This window comes from Thetidibacter halocola, from assembly GCF_018224955.1.
GTDB lineage: Bacteria > Pseudomonadota > Alphaproteobacteria > Rhodobacterales > Rhodobacteraceae > Thetidibacter > Thetidibacter halocola.
Genome location: NZ_JAGTUU010000002.1, coordinates 424288 through 443573, shown reverse-complemented (window position 1 = coordinate 443573; position 19286 = coordinate 424288). Strand labels below are relative to the sequence as shown.

The 19286-nt window shown below is 66.1% G+C and carries 23 protein-coding genes; 5 read left to right on the top strand and 18 right to left on the bottom strand.

Annotated features, from left to right (window positions below):
- Positions 1-14: 14 nt before the first annotated feature.
- The 4 genes from KB874_RS06340 to pip form a co-directional block, all read right to left on the bottom strand.
- Positions 15-1664, bottom strand: coding sequence for an ABC transporter ATP-binding protein (locus KB874_RS06340; protein ID WP_212535711.1), 1650 nt, complete (start codon positions 1662-1664; stop codon positions 15-17).
- A 4-nt stretch (positions 1665-1668) separates the two neighbouring features.
- Complete coding sequence (locus KB874_RS06335) at positions 1669-2865, bottom strand: ABC transporter permease (protein ID WP_212535710.1); 1197 nt, start codon at positions 2863-2865, stop codon at positions 1669-1671.
- On the bottom strand, positions 2862-3857 hold the full coding sequence (locus KB874_RS06330; RefSeq protein ID WP_212535709.1) for an ABC transporter permease: 996 nt from the start codon (positions 3855-3857) through the stop codon (positions 2862-2864). Before KB874_RS06330 ends, KB874_RS06335 begins: the two co-directional genes overlap by 4 nt.
- A 98-nt stretch (positions 3858-3955) precedes the next feature.
- A complete protein-coding gene (gene pip / locus KB874_RS06325) occupies positions 3956-4927 on the bottom strand; it encodes a prolyl aminopeptidase (RefSeq protein ID WP_212535708.1) in 972 nt (323 codons plus the stop codon).
- Positions 4928-4974: 47 nt separating this feature from the next.
- Between pip and ubiG the strand changes: the two genes are divergently transcribed.
- Positions 4975-5709: a bifunctional 2-polyprenyl-6-hydroxyphenol methylase/3-demethylubiquinol 3-O-methyltransferase UbiG gene (gene ubiG, locus KB874_RS06320; protein ID WP_212535707.1), complete on the top strand. Its 735-nt coding sequence runs from the start codon at positions 4975-4977 to the stop codon at positions 5707-5709.
- 43 nt (positions 5710-5752) lie between these two features.
- Here ubiG and KB874_RS06315 read toward each other — a convergent pair whose 3' ends face one another.
- From KB874_RS06315 to KB874_RS06280, 8 genes are read right to left on the bottom strand one after another with little or no spacing between them, the layout of a single operon-like run.
- The gene (locus tag KB874_RS06315; RefSeq protein ID WP_212535862.1) at positions 5753-6193 is read right to left on the bottom strand and encodes a molybdenum cofactor biosynthesis protein MoaE; all 441 of its coding nucleotides are present in this window, start codon (positions 6191-6193) and stop codon (positions 5753-5755) included.
- Positions 6194-6199: 6 nt separating this feature from the next.
- Positions 6200-6445, bottom strand: a complete 246-nt coding sequence (gene moaD / locus KB874_RS06310; protein WP_212535706.1) for a molybdopterin converting factor subunit 1 — start codon at positions 6443-6445, stop codon at positions 6200-6202.
- A gap of 1 nt (position 6446) precedes the next feature.
- Positions 6447-7112: a CDP-diacylglycerol--glycerol-3-phosphate 3-phosphatidyltransferase gene (gene pgsA / locus KB874_RS06305; protein WP_212535705.1), complete on the bottom strand. Its 666-nt coding sequence runs from the start codon at positions 7110-7112 to the stop codon at positions 6447-6449.
- A gap of 16 nt (positions 7113-7128) precedes the next feature.
- The gene (gene recO, locus KB874_RS06300; RefSeq protein ID WP_212535704.1) at positions 7129-7875 is read right to left on the bottom strand and encodes a DNA repair protein RecO; all 747 of its coding nucleotides are present in this window, start codon (positions 7873-7875) and stop codon (positions 7129-7131) included.
- Between the two features lie 44 nt (positions 7876-7919).
- Positions 7920-8369, bottom strand: a complete 450-nt coding sequence (locus KB874_RS06295) for a MarR family winged helix-turn-helix transcriptional regulator (protein WP_212535703.1) — start codon at positions 8367-8369, stop codon at positions 7920-7922.
- Positions 8366-9199: a carbon-nitrogen hydrolase family protein gene (locus KB874_RS06290; RefSeq protein ID WP_212535702.1), complete on the bottom strand. Its 834-nt coding sequence runs from the start codon at positions 9197-9199 to the stop codon at positions 8366-8368. Before KB874_RS06290 ends, KB874_RS06295 begins: the two co-directional genes overlap by 4 nt.
- A gap of 3 nt (positions 9200-9202) precedes the next feature.
- Positions 9203-9460, bottom strand: a complete 258-nt coding sequence (gene grxC / locus KB874_RS06285) for a glutaredoxin 3 (protein ID WP_212535701.1) — start codon at positions 9458-9460, stop codon at positions 9203-9205.
- Between the two features lie 33 nt (positions 9461-9493).
- A complete protein-coding gene (locus KB874_RS06280) occupies positions 9494-10207 on the bottom strand; it encodes a ComF family protein (protein ID WP_212535700.1) in 714 nt (237 codons plus the stop codon).
- 29 nt (positions 10208-10236) lie between these two features.
- Between KB874_RS06280 and KB874_RS06275 the strand changes: the two genes are divergently transcribed.
- From KB874_RS06275 to KB874_RS06265, 3 genes are all read left to right on the top strand, one after another.
- Positions 10237-11046 (top strand): methyltransferase domain-containing protein, encoded by an 810-nt coding sequence (locus tag KB874_RS06275; RefSeq protein WP_212535699.1) that lies wholly within the window; start codon positions 10237-10239, stop codon positions 11044-11046.
- 55 nt (positions 11047-11101) lie between these two features.
- A complete protein-coding gene (gene hemH / locus KB874_RS06270) occupies positions 11102-12166 on the top strand; it encodes a ferrochelatase (protein WP_212535698.1) in 1065 nt (354 codons plus the stop codon).
- A 98-nt stretch (positions 12167-12264) separates the two neighbouring features.
- Positions 12265-13137: a sulfotransferase domain-containing protein gene (locus tag KB874_RS06265; protein WP_212535697.1), complete on the top strand. Its 873-nt coding sequence runs from the start codon at positions 12265-12267 to the stop codon at positions 13135-13137.
- Between the two features lie 67 nt (positions 13138-13204).
- On the opposite strand, the gene KB874_RS06260 is transcribed toward KB874_RS06265, so the two are convergent.
- Together KB874_RS06260 and KB874_RS06255 are read right to left on the bottom strand one after the other, a co-directional pair.
- Positions 13205-13399, bottom strand: coding sequence for a ferrochelatase (locus KB874_RS06260; RefSeq protein WP_212535696.1), 195 nt, complete (start codon positions 13397-13399; stop codon positions 13205-13207).
- Positions 13400-13547: 148 nt separating this feature from the next.
- Complete coding sequence (locus KB874_RS06255) at positions 13548-14144, bottom strand: L,D-transpeptidase (protein ID WP_212535695.1); 597 nt, start codon at positions 14142-14144, stop codon at positions 13548-13550.
- 171 nt (positions 14145-14315) lie between these two features.
- Between KB874_RS06255 and dalA the strand changes: the two genes are divergently transcribed.
- Complete coding sequence (gene dalA, locus KB874_RS06250) at positions 14316-14858, top strand: divisome-associated lipoprotein DalA (RefSeq protein WP_212535694.1); 543 nt, start codon at positions 14316-14318, stop codon at positions 14856-14858.
- Between the two features lie 7 nt (positions 14859-14865).
- Here the strand turns inward: dalA and KB874_RS06245 are convergent, their stop codons facing one another.
- Genes KB874_RS06245 through KB874_RS06230 form a run of 4 tightly spaced genes read right to left on the bottom strand, consistent with a single transcriptional unit; the run spans position 14866 to position 19232 of the window.
- Positions 14866-15360: a L,D-transpeptidase family protein gene (locus KB874_RS06245; protein ID WP_212535693.1), complete on the bottom strand. Its 495-nt coding sequence runs from the start codon at positions 15358-15360 to the stop codon at positions 14866-14868.
- 56 nt (positions 15361-15416) lie between these two features.
- Positions 15417-16202, bottom strand: coding sequence for an ion transporter (locus KB874_RS06240; protein WP_212535692.1), 786 nt, complete (start codon positions 16200-16202; stop codon positions 15417-15419).
- Between the two features lie 2 nt (positions 16203-16204).
- Positions 16205-17413 carry a class I SAM-dependent RNA methyltransferase gene (locus KB874_RS06235; protein ID WP_212535691.1) on the bottom strand — a complete coding sequence of 403 codons (1209 nt, stop codon included), beginning with the start codon at positions 17411-17413 and terminating at the stop codon, positions 16205-16207.
- Between the two features lie 43 nt (positions 17414-17456).
- Positions 17457-19232: an ABC transporter ATP-binding protein gene (locus tag KB874_RS06230; protein WP_212535861.1), complete on the bottom strand. Its 1776-nt coding sequence runs from the start codon at positions 19230-19232 to the stop codon at positions 17457-17459.
- Between the last annotated feature and the right edge of the window lie 54 nt (positions 19233-19286).

Genomic DNA, 19286 nt, shown 5'->3' with positions numbered 1-19286 from the left:
ACAATGTGATGCGGTCAGTCCATCTTCTGCATGGCGGCGTCGCCGATATTCTCGACCCCGCGTTCGTGCAGCAGGTTGGTCAGCCAGTCCGGGTCCATTTCGGGGACCGAAGACAGCAGCAGGTCGGTATAGGGGTGGTGCGGCGGCTGGAACATCTCGGGCTTGGGACCCTGTTCCACCACCTCGCCATCCTTCATCACCACGACCTCGTCCGCGATCGAACGCACGGTCGCCAGATCATGGGTTATGAACATGTAGGACAGTTTCAGGTTGTCCTGAAGCCGGGCCAGAAGGCGCAGGATGCCCTCGGCCACCAGTTGGTCCAGAGCACTTGTCACCTCGTCGCAGATGATGAACTTGGGTTCGGCGGCCAGCGCACGGGCGATGCCGATGCGCTGCTTCTGCCCACCCGAAAGCTCTGATGGCAGACGATCGAGATACTGCTTGGCGGGCAGCTCGATCTCTTCCAGCAACTCGGCGACGCGATCGCGTTTCGCGCGGCCCTTGAGACCGCCGTAGAACTCGACGGGACGACCGATGATCTCGCCAATGGTCTTGCGCGGGTTCAGCGCGGTGTCGGCCATCTGGTAGATCATCTGCACCTGCCGCAGCTGGTCCTTGGACCGCTTGCGGTAATCCAGCGGCAGCGCTTCGCCGTCCAGCTCGATCTGGCCCAGGCGCGGCGGCAAGAGGCCCGTGATGACCCGCGCGGTGGTGGACTTGCCAGAGCCTGATTCCCCTACCACGGCCACCGTGCGGCCCTGGTGGATGTCGAAACTGACATCATGCAGCACGTCCACCTTGCCGTAGGCGGCGGTCACGCCCTGCACCGAGACGACCGGCGTCGCGTCTGTTGCCGGGGCGGGCTTGGCCGGGCGCTTGAACTCGCGGACGGCCCAGAGGCTTTTTGTATAGTCCTGCTGCGGGTTCGAGAGCATCTCGCGCGTCTCGTTCTCCTCGACCTCGTCGCCTTTCAGCAGCACCTTCACCCGGTCGGCCATTTGCGCCACCACGGCCAGATCGTGCGTGATGTAGATCGCCGCCGTGTCGAACTCGTCCACGATCTCGCGGATCGCGGCCAGCACCTCGATCTGGGTGGTCACGTCCAGCGCCGTGGTGGGCTCGTCGAAGATGATCAGGTCGGGACGGCAGGACATGGCCATGGCCGTCATCGCCCGCTGCAACTGCCCGCCCGAGACCTGGTGCGGATAGCGAAAGCCGATTTCCTTCGGCCTCGGCAGGCGCAGCTTTTCGTACAGCCGGACCGCGTCGGCCTCGCTCTCGGTGCGGGACATTACGCCGTGTTGCACCGGCGCCTCGGTGTGCTGGTCGATCAGCTGGTGCGCCGGGTTGAAGCTGGCTGCGGCGGATTGCGCGACATAGGCGATGCGCTTGCCCAGAAGCTGGCGCTTCTTCTCGGCACTGGCGGCCAGCAGGTCGATCCCGTCGAACTTCACGCTGCCGCCCGAGATGCGCACGCCGTCCCGGCAAAAGCCCATCGCGGCAAGGCCCAGCGTCGACTTGCCGGCGCCGGATTCGCCGATCAGGCCCATCACCTCGCCCCGTTTCAGGGTCAGGTCGACGCCCTTGATGATCGGCATCCAGGTTTCGTCGGTGCGACCCTCGATATGGATACCGCGCATTTCGACAAGGTAGTCGGTCATTCGCCTACTCCTTCAACCCCGAACTGCGTTGCAGCATCCAGTCCACCACGAAGTTCACCGCCACGGTCAGCAGCGCGATGGCGCCCGCCGCCAGCAGCGGCACGCTGGCCGCCAGCGGTGCGAAACCGGCATAGTTGATGAAGGCCGACAGGTCCTTGACCATGGTGCCCCAGTCCGCCAGCGGCGGCTGGATGCCGAGGCCGAGAAAGGACAGCGCCGAGATCGTCAGGAAGACGAAGCAGAAGCGCAGCCCGAATTCCGCCAGCAGCGGCGCGGTGGCGTTGGGCAGGATCTCCTTGAAGATCAGATAGGGGAGGCCTTCGCCGCGCAGCTTGGCCGCCTCGATATAGTCCATCACGACGATGTTCATGCCCACGGCGCGCGCCAGCCGGAACACGCGGGTCGAGTCGATCACCGCGATGATCAGCACCATGGCCACCGTCAGGCCAAAGCCCGACACCCACGCCGAGGCGACCGTGATCAGCAACAGCGAGAAGATGAGCGACGGGATCGCCATCAGCACGTCCACCGCGCGGCTCAGCAACTGGTCCATCCAGCCGCGCAGGGTCGCCGCGAGGAACCCCAGGGACCCGCCCAGGAAAAAGGCGATCAGGGTCGTGGCAAAGGCGATGCCCACCGTGTTCTGCGCGCCGTAGATCAGCCGCGACAGGATATCCCGGCCGATCTGATCTGTGCCCAGCGGGAAATCCGGATTTCCGCCCAGCGCCGGATTGCCGCCCGGCACGATATTGGCCTGGGCAAAGACCTCGGCCTGCCCATGCGGCGCCAGCAGCCCGGCAAAGATCGCCGTCACCGCGTAGATGATGATGACCAGGATGCCGAAGGCGGCGGTCAGCGGCATCTGCCGGAACAGCTTGCGCGAGGCGGCGGTGCCCAGGCTGCGCCCCAGCAAGCGGAACAGCCAGGCCGCGACGGCAAATCCGAAAAAGCCATGCACCGCCCAGCGGAAGAACATCACCCCGGCATTGGCGACGCCCGTCTCCTGCACGGTGGGCTGAAAGTAGTACCACACCGCCAGCGCCAGCAGCGCGACGCCCAGCGCATAGCCAAAGGCCACGGCAAGCGGCATGTCGCGATAGACCGGCTTGTTGCCTGTCGCCTTCTGCGCGGCAAAGCGGCCCAGCCAGCCTACGGCCAGCGATCCTGCCAGCAGCGCGACGATCCACAGCCAGGCGCTCATTTCGGATGCCTCAGCCGCGGGTTCGACACGATCGACAGGATGTCGGCGGTCAGGTTCAGCAGGATATAGGCGGCGGCGAAGATCAGGCAGCAGGCCTGAACAACCGGGATGTCGCGGATCTTGACGCTGTCGACAAAGAGCTGGCCGATGCCGGGATAGACAAACACCACCTCGACCACCACGACGCCGGTGATCAGGTAGGCCAGGTTCAGCGCCACCACGTTAATGATCGGCGCCAGCGCGTTGGGCAGGGCGTGGCGGACGATGACGCGGATCGGCTTCACTCCCTTCAGCCGGGCCATCTCGATATAGGGCGACGCCATCAGGTTCAGGATCGCCGCCCGCGTCATGCGCATCATGTGCGCAGTGACGACCAGCGTCAGTGTCAGCGCCGGCAGCAGCGTCTTTTCCAGCCGCTCGGAAAAGGGCATCCCCTCGTAGATGTTCGACAGCGACGGCAGCATCGGGTTCAGCACTGCCAGGAACAGGATCAGGATGTAGGCGACGAAGAATTCCGGGCTCGAGATCGACGTCAGCGTGCCGATGTTCGCCGCCTTGTCGAAGACCGAATTGCGATAGAGCGCCGCGAGGATGCCCAGCGTCACGGCAAAGGGCACGGCGATCGCGGCGGTCACGCCTGCGAGGAACATGGTGTTCTCGAAGCGCGGCGCGATCTGCTGCGCCACCGTGGTCCGCACACCGCTGTCGGCGCCGACGAAGCTGGCGAAATTCGCCTGCGCAAAGGAATTGCCCAGATCGCCCTGCAGCGCACCGCTCAGCCATTGCAGGTAGCGCGTCACCGGCGGCTGATCGAGGCCCAGGTCGCGGCGAATCGCGTCCACGGCCTCGGGCGTGGCGCCTTGCCCCAGGATCGCCTGCGCGAAATCCCCGGGCAGCATGTTCACTGCCGTGAAGATCACGATCGACACGACGAACAGCGTCACGAGCCCAAGCGCCAGGCGCTGCAGTATGATTTTCAGGACCGGATGCACTTTCCCTGTCGGTCTTCTTTTGTTGTTAGCGCCCACGTTAACCGTTGTTGGTTCTGTGTAAACCCCTTTACCGGGGTGCAACGGCCAGGATCCGGGCGTCACGCCTCGCCGATCTGGTCCATTATGCGCACCAGCTCTGAACTGATGCCCGGTTCGGACAGTGCGTGACCGGCATTGCGGACCATGCGCAGGTCGGAATCCGGCCACTCCCGGGCAAGCTCCCAGGCGCTGCGCGGCGGGCAGATCATGTCATAGCGGCCCTGCACGATCACACCGGGAATGCCTTGCAGGGCGCCGATATTCTGCAGGATCCAGCCATCGGTTTCGAGGAATCCCGCGTTCACGAAGTAATGGTTTTCCAGACGGGCAAACGCGCGGGCGTAATCACCGGGGGATTCGCCCCCGTGTCCCGCCGAGTGGATAGAGGCCAGCGCGTTTTCCCACGCGCTCCAGGCCTGGGCAAAGCGCGTCTCCTCGCGCAGGTCGCCGCTGAACAGGCGGCGGTGATAGGCTCCGATCAGGTCACCCTGCTCGTCCTTCGGAATCATGTCGCGGAACCGCGCCCAGGGTTCAGGCCAGAACTGCCCGGCGCCGCCGCCATAGAACCAGTCCAGTTCGCGTCGCGTCATCAGGAAGACGCCGCGCAGCACCAGGTGCGCCACGCGTTCGGGATGGGTGATGGCATAGACCAGCGCCAGCGTCGCGCCCCAGCTGCCGCCAAAGACCACGGTCTTGTCGATGCCCAGCAGCGACCGGATGCGCTCGATGTCGGCGACGAGGTCCCAGGTGGTGTTGTTCGAAACCACCGCGTGTGGGCGAGACCGGCCACAGCCGCGCTGGTCGAACAGGACGACGCGAAACACGGCCGGGTCGAAATAGCGGCGCATCGCCGGGCTGCATCCGCCGCCCGGCCCACCGTGCAAAACGATCACCGGAATGCCGTCCGGCTTGCCGGCCTGCTCGACATAGACGCGGTGCCCGTCGCCGACATCGACCATGCGCTGATCGAAGGGGTCGATCGGCGGATAGAGATACTGAACTGCGCGCTTTTGGCTCGGGAATTTGTCCATGAGGTATCTATATTGGACCGAATACGAAAAAGACCATGGGGAAGTGCATGACCATTACCGTCGACCCGTCCGAGATCGCCAAGTTCGAGGCCATGGCCGCAGAATGGTGGGATCCGAACGGCAAGTTCAAGCCGTTGCACATGCTGAACCCCTGCCGTCTGGACTATATCACGACGCAGATCGCCGGAGAATACGGGCGTGACGTGGGGATCGAGCGGCCGTTTGCCGGGCTGCGCATCCTCGATATCGGTTGCGGCGGCGGCCTGCTCTGCGAGCCGATGGCGCGGCTGGGCGCAGAGGTTGTGGGCGTGGACGCGGCGGCGCGCAACATCCCCGTGGCGATGACCCATGCGGAACAATCCGGCCTGACCATCGACTACCGCCACACCACGGCGGAGGCGATGGCCGAAGCGGGCGAACAGTTCGACGCAGTGCTGAACATGGAGGTGGTCGAACATGTGGCCGACCCGTTGGCCTACCTGACCGCGTGCCAGCAGTTGCTGAAGCCAGGCGGGCTGCATATCTGCTCGACCATCAACCGCAATCCCAAGAGCTTTGCCATGGCGATCGTCGGCGCGGAATACGTCATGCGCTGGCTGCCCAAGGGCACACATGAATGGAAGAAATTCATCACCCCGGATGAGCTTTGCGACCTGCTGCGGCAAGCCGGGCTGACCCCGGTGGACCGCAAGGGCTTTGTCTTCAACCCGGTGACATGGCAATGGCGCCTGTCGGACCGCGACCTGAGCGTGAACTACGTCACAGCGGCGACCAAGGGCTGAGGCGCGGACCGCGATGGCTGGGCCCGGGACCCGTCCGCGCGCCTCACCAGCGCTTAAGGGCGGCCTCGTCCTCTTCGGTCGCATCGACCCAGCCGGTGCCTGCCTCCGTGTGCTCCTTCTTCCAGAAAGGCGCGCGGGATTTCAGATAGTCCATCAGGAATTCCGCCGCCTCGAAGGCATGCTTGCGATGGCGCGAGGCCGTGGCGACCATCATGATCTGCTCGCCCGCTTCCAGCCGGCCATGGCGGTGAATCACCAGCACCTCGCCCAGCGACCACCGCGCCTCGGCCTCGGCGGCGATCTTTTCAAGCGCCTTCTCGGTCATGCCGGGATAATGCTCGATCTCCATCACCGACAGGCCGTCGGCCACGTCGCGCACGATGCCGGAAAAGGTGACGATAGCGCCCAGGTCGGTGCGGCCGCGGGCAAATGCCGCCGCCTCGGCCCCGAAATCGAAGGGCGCCTCCTGCACGACGACGCGGATCACGGCTCAGCCCCCCGTCATCGGCGGAAAGAACGCCACCTCGCGCGCGCCCGCGATGGACGCGTCGAAATCGGTCAGTTCCTGGTCGACGGCGACGCGCAACGCGGACAGATCGGCGAACGCTGCCTCATACCGCGCCTCGCGTGCCTTCAACTCGGCAATCAGGTCGGCCACGGTCGCGGCCTGTGTCTCGATCCGCTCCTTCGGCAGGCCGATGCGCTCGCGCACCCATGCGAAATACAGAACGTCCACGTCAGGCCTCCTCTTTCAGATAGGGCACCGCCTTGCGGAAATAGTCCCAGCCGGTGATCAGCGTCAGCAGCGCCGCGATCCACAGCAGCGTCAACCCGAGATACCCGGCCCAGACCATGCCCGCCTCTTTCCAGACCAACCCGTGCACATCCGGCTGCACTTGGTCCAGGATCGCCCGAACTTGCGCCGGGTCAAGCAGGCGCGACGACAGGTTCAGGTAGTGCTCGAACACGCCTTGGGCAAACAGGACCGCGATGGCCACCATCTGCGCCGTGGTCTTCCACTTGGCGAGTTTCGTCACTTTCAGCGTTCCGGCCGTATCACCGAGGAATTCCCGCAAGCCCGAGACGAAGACCTCGCGGAACAGGATGACGGTTGCGGGCAGCACCAGCCATGGCGACATCGAGGAATAGCCCACGATCACCATCAACGCGATCAGCACCATCGCCTTGTCGGCGATCGGATCCAGCATCGCGCCCAGTTTCGTTTCCTGCTTCCAGGTGCGGGCTAGGTGGCCGTCGAACCAGTCGGTGATAGCCGCCGACAGGAACAGCACCAGCGCCGCCCAATCCGCGTAGGGGCGGTGGAAATACAGGAACATGACCGCCACGCCGGGCGCGGCCAGCAGGCGCAGAACGGTCAGGAGGTTGGGCAAGGTCATCCGCATGGGGGTTTCCTAGCGCCTATTCCGGGCGTGGGGAAGGGTGCGCAAGCCGCATGAGACGATCCACGTAGGCGGCGCGCGCCGCCGGCAACGCCTTGTCGCGCAGCGCCTGTGCCATGCGATGCTCCAGGAACCAGCCGGTCGTGCCCAGTGCACGGGCGATGTCCGCGTCGCTTTCGGGGTCTTCGCCGCGCAACACCGGGGGCAGCGGCAGCAGACGGTCGGCATACTCGCCGGCGCCCTCGGCCGTCACCGCACGGCCCGTCCGGGGCGAGACATAGACCAGCCCCTCGGTCGCGCCCGTGACCGCGCAGGCGGTCAGGTCAAGGCCGAACCCCATCTCCTCGAGCAGCGCCAGCTCCCAGCGCAGATAGGCCAGCGGCCAGAGCTCGCCCTGCCCCATCAGGTCCAGCAGCGCCTCGGACCGGCGGTAGAGCGCGGGATGCGGCTCGCGTTCCGGCAGGCAGAAGCGCAGCAGCGCGATGACCGCGTTCATCCCCGCCAGCGCCAGCCGGTCGGCGAGGACGACCGCGGCACGCGAGCGCTGCGGCTCGACGGTAAAGGCGCCGATATGGTCCTCCAGCCGGGCGCGCCAGGTCAGGTCCAACTGCGTGCCGGGTTGCAGGTTGGCCGCCTGCTTGCGCGAGGCGCCGCCGCGCAACACACCCATGTGACGGCCATGCGCGGGCGTGAAGACCTCGAGGATCGCCGAGGTCTCGGCATGCGGCCGTGCCGACAGAAGGATGCCCGTATCTCGCCAGTCCATGCACGCAGACTGGCCCCGGTCCGAGACAGAGACAAGGGCGGGCTTCAGCCTGCCTCGCCCAGGTCGGATTCCAGCTTGAGCCGCAACTCGCGCAGCACCGGCAGGGTCGCGCGCACCCGCGCATCGCCCAGTTCGCCGACCATGGCGGTGATCAGAGGCGTGATCGCGGCCAGCGCCGCGTCGCGCGCCGATTTCCCGGCGGGCGAGATGCTGACCAGCTTGCGGCGCGCGTCGTCCCAGTCGGGACGGATATGGACGTAGCCCGAGACCTCCAGCTTGCCCAGCGTGTTGGTCATCGCCCCGCGCGTGACGTGAAAGGCGCGCGCCAGCTGTGCCGGGGTCTTTTCCCCGCCGCGCGCCAGGTGGTTCAGGACCGAGAAATGCGAGATTTCCATCCGGTTCGGCAGAACCCTGGTCAGCCGCGCGCGCAGCAGCTGGTCCGCCGTCAGAAGCTCGCTGATGAGCGAGATGGCAAGGCCGCTGGGATCGCTCATGTCGGCCCCGCAAAGCGCCGGTCATGGGTCAGCGACGGCACCTTGCCCCGCGCCGCGTCCACCGCCGCCATGTCCAGATCGACCACGTGCACACCCGGTTCCACCCCGGCATCAAGCACCACCTCGCCCCAGGGCGAGACGACCAGCGAATGACCGTGCGTGACCCGGGCGCGCCCCTCGCCCGCCCGGTGCCGGCCGGTCTGGGCGGGCGCGACAACCCAGCAGCCCGTCTCGATCGCACGCGCCTGCAACAGCGGCTGCCAGTGGGCAGGCCCGGTGCCGGGCGAAAACGCCGAAGGCACGGTCAGCACCTGCGCCCCCGCCTGCGCAAGCGCGCGGTAGAGATAAGCGAAGCGCACGTCGTAGCACACGCTCAGGCCCAGCATGCCCCAGGGCGTCATGGCCGTCACCGCGCGGTCGCCGGGCGCATAGCCGTCCGATTCGCGGTAGGTCTCGGTTTCCGACACCTGAACGTCGAACATGTGCATCTTGTCATAGCGCACGACGATCCCGCCCTGCGCGTCGATAAGGACCGACCGGTTGGCAAAGCGCGTCTCGGGCGGGGCGGATTTCACAGCGAGCGATCCCGCCAGCACCCAGAGCCCCAGCGCCGCCGCCGTCTGCCGCAGACCGGCCAGAACCTCGTCCCGCTCCTCGGGCCGAAGGACCGCGTTCTGGTGCGCCCTGCTCATCGAAACGCAGTTCGTCACCTCGGGCGTCATCGCGATCTGCGCGCCCTGAACCTTCGCCTCGTGCAGCATTCCCTGCACGGTGGCCAGGTTTTCGCCCGGATCGTCCGACGAGGTCAGTTGCAGGACTGCGACGCGCATGTCTCAGCCCTTCAGCATGGGGTCGAGCTTGCCCGCGCGATCCAGCGCATAGAGGTCGTCGCAGCCGCCCACATGGGTCTCGCCGATGAAGATCTGCGGCACGGTGTGGCGGCCATGGGCGCGGCTCATCATCTCGGAGCGGCGCTGCGGCTCGGCCACCACGTCGAACTCGGTAAAGGAGACGCCTTTCTGGGTCAGCAGGCGTTTCGCCGCGTGGCAGAAGCCGCAGAAGGGCGAGGAATAGATCTCGACAGGTTGCATGGGTCATCCCTGAAACGGTGTTCAGGCATTAAACTATGCATCTTTGGCGACCCTTGCCAGCACCGAGACGCAAACCTCCGATGCGCCGGACGCAAGGCAGGCCTCGGCGCAGGCGGCCAGCGTCGCACCCGAGGTCATCACGTCATCGACCAGCAGCACCGGCCGCCCCCGGATCAAAGGCGCGCGCAGGGGATTGCCCGCGATCCGGCCCGCCAGCGTGGCGAATCGCTCGTCCCGGGTCTTGCCGTCCAGCATCGGCGTCTTTCCCCGGCGTTCCAGCGCGTCGGGACACCAGTCGATACCAAGGGTCTGTGCCAGCGCCCGCGCCAGCAGCGCCGACTGGTTGTAGCGCCGCGACAGGTGGCGGCCTAGGTGCAGCGGCACGGGAACGGCGATCATGTCTGGCCGCAGGATGGGCCGCACCTGCCGCGCCATCCATTGCGCGGCGGGTTCCGCGATGTCGTGCCGGTCGCCGTGTTTCAGTGCCAGAACCAGCGCCCGCCCCTTGTCGCGGTACAGCAGCGCCGCACGTCCCTGCATCCAGGGCCGGGCGATGGACAGGCATTCGTCGCAATGCTCGGCGCGGTCGGACTGGCCCGGCAGGGGCGTGCCGCACAGGTCGCAGGACAGGCCGACGATGAAGGGTGTGTCGCGCCAGCAGCTGCCGCACAGGCCGAAATCCGATTCGACCAGGCCGCCGCAGGACAGGCAGCGCGGCGGGTAGACCAGTTGAACCAGCGTTTGCATCGCCTGCGTCCACATCCTATCTGCCCTTCATGTCCGACTTGACCGACCGCACCGCCCTGACCCGCAACCGCCGCCGCGCCGCAAGCGCCCCGGCGCTGTTCCTGCACGAGGCCGCGCGGGACGAGGCTGAGGATCGGCTCGGCATGGTTAACAGGCGGTTTACGTCCCCGGCCGTAGTCACGCCCTTTCCGCAAGTCTGGCAAGGCCTGCTGCCCGAGGCGCGGGTGATCCCGGACGACGACGTCCTGTCGCTGGACGAGGGCGCGCATGACCTGGTGATCCATGCCATGTGCCTGCACTGGGCGAACGATCCGGTGGGCCAGCTGATCCAGTGCCGCCGCGCGCTGCGCCCGGACGGGATGCTGCTGGCGCTGACTCCAGGCGGCCAGACCCTGCACGAATTGCGCGCCGCCCTTGGCGAGGCCGAGATCGAGGCAACGGGCGGCCTGTCGCCCCGTGTCGTCCCGATGGGCGAGATCCGCGACCTTGGCGGGCTGCTGCAACGCGCCGGGCTGGCGCTGCCGGTGGCGGACAGCTGGCCCTTGCGGGTCAGCTACGACTCGGCACTGCACCTGATGCGCGACCTGCGCGCCATGGGAGAGACCAACGCCCTTGCCAATCGCCTGCGGCGCCCGACCCGCCGCGCGGTGCTGCTGCGCGCCGCGCAGATCTATTCCGACAACTTCACCGACGGCGGCCGGGTTACAGCGACATTCGAAATCGTCACGCTGACCGGCTGGGCGCCCGACGGCTCGCAACCGCAGCCTTTGCGCCCCGGATCCGCCGCGGCAAGGCTGGCAGACGCGCTTGGAACGCGCGAATCGCCGCTGAAAGATTGACGTATCGCGCTGAGACGATACTTACCCCTCAAAGATTCCCGATCAGGACAGACCGATGCTCGACGCCACCAAAGAGGCCACCCGTCCGGTGCATGCACCCACCGACCACCCCAAGGTGCCCGCCGCAAAGGTGGGAATCCTGCTCGCCAACCTCGGCACGCCGGACAATTACGACTACTGGTCGATGCGCCGCTACCTGAACGAATTCCTCAGCGACCGCCGCGTGATCGACTACAGCCCGTGGCTGTGGCAGCCGCTGCTGCAACTGGTGATCCTGACCAAGCGCCCGTTCAGCTCGGGCCAGAATTACAAGTCGATCTGGAACGAGGAGCAGGGCGAAAGCCCGCTGATGACCATCACCAAGGCGCAGACCGCAAAGATCGCCGCCAAGATGTCCGAGGACTACGGCGACCAGGTCATGGTCGATTTCTGCATGCGCTACGGCAACCCGTCGACCAAGTCCAAGGTCCGCGCGATGGTCGAGGCCGGCTGCCGCAAGATCCTGTTCTTCCCGCTGTATCCGCATTACGCGGGCGCCACCTCGGCCACCGCGAACGACCAGTTCTTCCGCGCGCTGATGGACGAAAAGTGGCAGCCCACGGCCCGTGTCGTGGACCCCTATTTCGCCCATCCGCTGTATATCGAGGCGCTGGCCCAGTCGATCGAACGCGCCTATGCCACGATGGAAAAAAAGCCCGAGATCCTCGTCTGCTCCTATCACGGCGTGCCAAAGCGCTACCTGATGGAAGGCGACCCGTATCACTGCCAGTGCCAGAAGACGACGCGCCTGCTCAAGGAACGGCTGGGCTGGGACGATACCCAGATCACCACCACCTTCCAGAGCCGGTTCGGCCCCGAGGAATGGCTGAAGCCCTACACCGTCGAAGAGGTCGCGCGCCTCGCCGAGGAGGACGGCAAGAAGCACATCGCCGTCTGCGCGCCGGCCTTCTCGGCCGACTGCATCGAGACGCTCGAAGAGATCAACGAAGAGATCAAGGAAAGCTTCGAGGAAGCCGGGGGCGAGCATTTCACCTACATCCCCTGCCTCAACGACGACGACGCCCATATCGAGGCTCTGTCGGCGGTGATCTCGGAGAATCTCGGCGGCTGGGTCAAGTAACCGCCGCCTGTCGATCCACCGCGCGCCAGATCGGTCAAACCGTGCTATCCTGATCCCGGTCGGCCTTGTCGGCCTTTCCCGGGACAGGAGCCTGCCGCATGATCGAAACAGCCGAACAGCCGACCCGCATCTACACGGACCCGGTGACGGATTCCTCGCGATGGGCGCATTTCCAGCCTCGAAGCGGGGATATCGTCGTCAGCACCCCGCCCAAATCCGGCACGACCTGGACGCAGGGCATCGTCGCCATGCTGATCGCCGGCGATCCCGAGGTCGACGCGCAGACCTCGATGAAATCGCCCTGGATCGACATCAATCGCCGCGATGTCGACGAAGTCATGGGCCGGCTCGAGGCCCAGCAGCATCGCCGCCAGGTCAAGACACACTCTCCGTTCGATGCCATCCCCTACTGGGGCCAGGTCCGCTATGTCACGGTCTATCGGCACCCGATCGACGTGCATTTCTCGTATCGAAAGCACCACGCGAACATGCAGGTCGACGTCGGAATGTCCCCGGTGCCGGAGGACCCTCGCGAGAGTTTTCGCCTGTTCCTGCGGAACGAGAACGATCATAGCGGGCTGCCGCTGATCCTGAGCCATTATCGCGAGACGCTCCGCCGCGAGCCGCGCGAGAACCTGCTGCGGCTGCACTATGCGGATATGCTGCGGGACCTTCCCGGGGCCATTGCCGGGATCGCGGACCATGTGCGCATTGCGCATCCCGAGGCGCTGATGGCGCGGATCGCCGAGGCCGCGACCTTCGACAGCATGAAGACCAACGCGGCCCGGTTCACGCCGTCTGCCGGGCAGGATTTCTGGCAGAAGGACTCGGGCTTTTTCGACAGCGCCACGTCGAACAAGTGGGAAGGCATCCTGACCGACGACGATCTGGCCGCCTATGACGCCGTCATGAGCGCCGCACTGTCACCGGCGGAACGCCGTTGGCTGGAATGGGGAACGGCGGGCGGCTGATACGACAGCGCCAAAAGAAAAAGGCGGTGCCGTCGGCACCGCCTTTTCCCTGAACCGCGTCGGCGGATCAGTTGTTGTGGGCCACGGCTGCGATGATCGCGATCAGCAGCAGCGGGATCAGGATGGCAGCCGAGGACGAGCTCTGCTGTGCTTCTTCCACGACCACGACGGGCTCCATGACCACGTCATCCTTGGCATAGGAGCCGGCCATTGCGGTGGTTGCTGCACCGGCGAAGGCGGCGGCGAGTGCGAGTTTCTTCATGTTATCCTCCAGATAATTCGCCTGCCGTGGCCACAATTGTCCTAACAGCAGGCACCCAAGACTTACCTCGTGAGTCTGTCTAACCAGCATTTCAAGGCAAATGCAATTGCCGTTTGATGCCAGAAATCCAGCACCTGCCGCACTGTCGTCAAATTAGCAACACTTGCGTACCGACCTTTGCCATCTCGTAAAGCTGTTCGATATGCTCGTTGTAGAGCCCGATGCAGCCGTTCGACGACCGGCGGCCTATCTTGCGCGTGTCATGGGTGCCGTGGATGCGGTAATACTGCCAGCTCAGGTGCAGCGCGCGGGTGCCCAGCGGGTTGTCCGGGCCCGGCGGCACGTAATCCGGCCATTCCGGATTGCGGACCTTCATCGAGGGCGTCGGCCGCCAGTCGGGCTCGGGGTCCTTGAGTACGACCTCGGTCCGGCCGCGGCGGGTCAGGTCGTCGGTCAGTGGGACCGACGACGGATAGAGGTGATAATTTCCGCTTTCTTCCCAGAAATGAAGGGCGCGGCTGTCGATGTCTACCAGGATCGCGCCATTCGTCAGGCTGCTGAAATAGGGCTGCCAGTCCAGTGCGCGGAAGCTTGCGACATTGCGGCGCACGATGCTGGTTACGTCGCGCTCGATCTCGGTCGTGCCTTCGTTCACGTTCTGCGCCAGCACCGGGCTCGCCGCCACTGCTGCGGTGCCCGCCAGGAAAGCGCGGCGGCTCACGCGTGTGGTCTTGAATGTCGTCATCGGGTCGGCTCCTTCAAAGCGCCTTCATATCAGGACGGCAATATATTGCCGGAATGCCTCAGTCGCAATTCAAACAGGCGTGTGGCGGCAGCATCACGCGCATGTGGGTTTGATTGGTGCCGCCGTGCGGGATAAGGCAATCCAAACCCTTGCCTAATCGAGAGCACCGCCATGCATCGTCGATCCTTCCTCGCCCTGGCCTCGGCCACCGCCCTTGCCGCCTGCGCCGCACCGCAGCAGCCTCCCGCCATGGGGCCGGATGGCAAGCCGCTGCCGCGAGTCTATCGAATCGGCGCGGGCCAGGCCGGGGCGATCCAGTTCCGGATGCTCGATTCGGTCAACGCGCTGCGCAAGATCGCCGGCGTGCCGCCGGTCGAACTGAACGCCCGCCTGAACGCCGCCGCCGCAACCCATTCGCGTGACATGTCGGTGCAGAACCGGCCTTGGCTGTTCGGCTCGGACGGGTCGTCGCCGATCGACCGCATGCAGCGCGTGGGCTACAACGGCCGCTACGTCGGCGAAGCGATCTCGGAAAGCTTCGAAACCGAGACCGAGACGCTGGCCGCCTGGATGGAACGCGACGACACCCGCCGCATCATCCTGGACCCGGCGGCACGCGACATGGGATTCTCATGGTTCCAGGAACCGAACGGCAAGATCTGGTGGGACTTGGTGCTGGGCGCACCGCAAGGCGGCGGTCTGTCCGCGATCTGACGCCTTCCTAGGGCGTGATGCGAATCGGCGTGCCGTCCTTCACCATCGCGTAGATCTCGCGCATCTCGCGATTCGTGACGGCGATGCAGCCAGCCGTCCAGTCACGCCCGCCATCGCGGTACTTCCATGGCCGCCCGTGGATAAAGATGTCGCCACCCGGGTTGACCCCGGCCTCGGATGCCGCTGCCGTGTCGTGGCGGCGAGGATAGTCGATGCCGATGCTCAGGTAGAATTCCGAGTTCGGGTTGCGGCGGTCGATGGTGTAATCGCCCTCGGGCGTCTTGCCGTCGCCGCGCTTTTCCTTGTGTCCGACAGGGGCAAAACCCAGGCCGACATCATAGGCCTTGAGCACCTCGGACCCGTTCAGCAGATACATCCGTCGCTCGCCCTTCTGAACGACGACCTGCGTCACCGGCGGGCCGTCGTAGCGCATGAACTTGCCGCTGCACGCGCCCAGCCCAAGGCCCAGCGCCAAAGCCAGAACGATCCTGAGAAATCCCATCTGCCCGCCTCATGATTTTTCTTTCATCATACAGGTAAAGCGGGCGTCGGACGAGATCACTTTTTCGGCAGGTCCAGCGCCTTCAGCCGTGTCTCGATCGCCTCGAGACGTTCGAGTACCGCGTCACGATAGGCGTCGGTGCGCTGGGTGTCCTCCTCGTGGTGGGCGTCCTGCATCGAGTTGACGATCAGACCGACCAGCAGGTTCACCACGGCGAAGGTTGTGATCATGATGAAGGGCACGAAGAACGCCCAGGCCCAGGGATAGACCTCCATCACCGGACGGACGATGCCCATCGACCAGCTTTCCAGCGTCATGACCTGGAAGAGCGTGTAGGCGCTGAGCCCGAGATCGCCGAACCAGTCGGGGAATGAGGCGGCGAACAGTTTCGTCGCCATCACCGCGCCGATGTAGAAGATCAGCGCCATCAGCAGGAACACGCTGCCCATGCCCGGCAGCGCCGTGATGAATCCCTCGACCACCCGTCGCAGGCGCGGCGCGACCGAAATCACGCGCAGCACCCGCAGGATGCGCAACGCCCGAAGCACCGACACGCCCTGCCCCGCCGGGATCAGCGAGACACCGACGATGACGAAATCGAACAGGTTCCAGCCGCTGCGGAAGAAGCGCCAGCCGCGCGCCACCAGTTTCGCCGCGATCTCGGCCACGAAGATGGCAAGGCACGCCATGTCCACCGCGCGGATCAGCCCCCCGGCCTGCGCCATGATGGCGCTGGAGGTCTCAAGCCCCAGCATGACGGCGTTCAGGACGATGACCCCGATGATTGCATTGCGGACGGCGGGCCGGTCCAGCCACGCCCCCAGCTGCGCGCGAAACGCCATGTCTACCCCTCGAAAACGAACCCTGCGACCAGTTCCACATGGGTGGACCAGCGGAACTGGTCAACCACCCCCACCGGTCCGATGCGATATCCCGCCCGCAGCAGGGCGGCGGCATCGCGCGCAAAGGTGACGGGATTGCACGAAACATGGGCAATGCGCGGAACCCGGGCCGCAGCCAGCTGGGCGATCTGCGCCTCGGCCCCGGCACGGGGCGGGTCGATCGCCACCCCGTCGAAGCGGCGCAACTCGTCCGGCAGCAGCGGATTGCGGAACAGGTCGCGCGCCTCGTGGGTGACATGGCGCAGTTCCGTTCCATGCCGCCAGCCGTGATCCAGCGCCTTGAGCATCGCGCGGTCCGATTCGACCGCATGCACCCGCGCGGCCTGCGCCAGAGGCAGGGCAAAGGTGCCGCAGCCTGCGAACAGATCGGCCACGTGGCTCGCCCCATGCAGGATCTGCACGACCGCGTCGCGCAGCGCGGCCTCGCCCGCCGCCGTTGCCTGCAGGAACGCACCGGGCGGCGGCACGACATCGACCCCGCCGAACCGCTGGTAGGGCGGGCGGCGCGTCAGCACCTCGTCGTCCCAGGCGATGCGGGCAAGGTCCTGCTCGCGCGCGATCTCGGCCAGTGTGGCCAGGTCCACCGGCTTGCCGCCGCTGACCGCTACGTCGAGCCCCGAGAGGCTCTCTGTCACCTGCACCGACAGCTCTCCCTTGCGGCTGGCGCCAAGCACAGCCAGCGCCTCGACCATCGGCAGGCTGGCGGCCAGCGCGGGCGTCACCAGCTGGCAGTCGGGAATCGCGATGACCGTGTCCGAACCCTTTTGGTGGAACCCCGCCAACGCGCCCTTTTTCGTACGCCGCGCGGAAAAGGCAGCGCGGCGGCGGCTGTGCGGAGGCGAGGCGGAAAGCATGGAAACCGGCGCCGCGATTCCCTGTGCCGCCAGCGCGGTGCGCACGACACCCAGCTTCCATTCCGCCACGAAGGCGTCCGAGGCGTGCTGCAGCTGGCATCCGCCGCATGATTTCGCATGGCGGCAGGGCGGTTTCACCCGTTCCGGCACGGGTTCGAGGATGCGGGGAGCGGCCATGACGCCGTGCTCGACCACGCCTTCGACGCGTTCGCCGGGCAGCGTACCGGGCACGTAGATGGGCCCCGGCGCGATGCCGTCCCCATGATGGCCGAGGCGTTCGATAGTCAAGGTTTCCATGTCAGGGCTTCTGCCCGTTTTCAGAGCCGGTTTCCAGTGCCCGCTATTCCGCCGCCTGCGCCTCGTCCGTGCCAAGGAAGCCGCCCGATTGCCGCTCCCAGTAGCGGGCATAGAGGCCGCCCCGTGCAAGCAGGTCCGCATGACTGCCCTGCTCGACGATCCTGCCACTGTCCATGACCACGATCCGGTCCATGCTGGCGATGGTGGACAGGCGGTGTGCGATCGCCAACACGGTCTTGCCGCGCATGACCTCTTGCAAGGCAGACTGGATCTCGGCCTCGACCTCGGAATCGAGCGCGCTGGTCGCCTCGTCCAGCACGAGGATCGGCGCGTCCTTGAGGATGGCGCGGGCCAAGGCGACCCGCTGCCGCTGCCCGCCCGACAGTTTCACCCCCCGCTCGCCTAGCCGCGCGGCATAGCCCTGCCTCCCGGCGTTATCCACAAGCCCCGTGATGAAGTCATGCGCCGAGGCCCGTCGCGCGGCCTCGAATACCTCGTCCTCGGTCGCCTCGGGACGGCCATAGCGGATATTGTCCAGCGCCGAGCGGTTGAACATGCTGGTTTCCTGCCGCACCACCGCCACCGCCTGCCGCAGCGCGGTCTGGGTCAGGTCGCGCAGGTCGGTGCCACCCAGCGTGATCCGCCCCTGCTCGATCTCGTAAAGCCGCAAGAGCAGCGAGACGACGGTGGATTTGCCCGCCCCCGAGGCGCCCACCAGCGCCACCTTCTCGCCCTCGGCTACGGCCAGGTCAAAGTCGCGCAGCGCGCTTTTCGCGCCGTCATAACCGAAGGTCACATGCTCGAACCGGATCGGGCCCCTCGGCGCGACGGCCAGCGCGCCGGGCCGGTCGGAAATGCCGTGCGGCGGGGTCAACGTGCCGATGCCGTCCTGCACCTCGCCGATATTGGTGAAGATCGACATGGCCACGCGGCCCAGCCGGTTGGTCAGCATCGACAGGCGCGTCGTGACCATCGCCGTCATGGCGATGTCGCCCGCCGTCGCCTGCCCCGTGCTCCACAGCCACAGCGCGCCGAGGATCGCGAACAGCGGCAGCATTCCCCCCAGCGTCATCAGCACCATGCGAAACACCGCCGACAGCGTGCCGAAATCCAGAGACCGGTCGCGGTAGCGTTCCAGCGCGGCGCGCGTCGCGCCGTCCTCGTCGGCGTCGCGGGCAAACAGCTTGACCGCCGCGATGTTGGAATAGGTGTCGACGATCTGTCCCGTCACCGTCGTCCGCGCCCCTGCGCGGGCCGCCGAGCGCACGCGGATGCGCGGGATGAAGAACCGCAGCGCCGCGGCATAAAGCACGCCCCAGACCACGAAGACCGCCAACAGCCGCGCGTCGATCGCCCCCATCAGCACGAAGGCGCCGGCGAACATGGCGAGCGAGTAGATCACCACGTCCGACACCTCGATCACCAGGTCCGTCAGCGCCCGCGCGGTCTGGATCGCCTTCTGGCTCAGCCTGCCCGCGAAATCATTCTCGAAGAACCGCATGGAATGGCCCAGCGTGTGCCGGTTCAGTCGAGACAGGATCAATGGATACAGGTTCGGTCCCAGCATGATGCCGGTCACGCCCGCATCCATGATGAAGATCAGTGGCCGGATCACCAGGAAGAACAGCACGCCGACAACGATCACCGGCCAGAACACCGTCCAGAAATCGCCCTGCGCGGCGCTGGCCGTCTGGTCGATCACCCAGCCGGTAAAGCGCGCCGCCACCAGTTCCGACAGGCCGGTGACGAAGGTGATGGCAAAGGCCAGCAGGATCGCCTTTTCCGATCCTTTCAGCGCCCAGCGCATGAAGCGCCACATGCTCTGCGGCGGCGGCCCTTCGGCCTCGGCGAAGGGGTCGATCAAGGCGGCGAG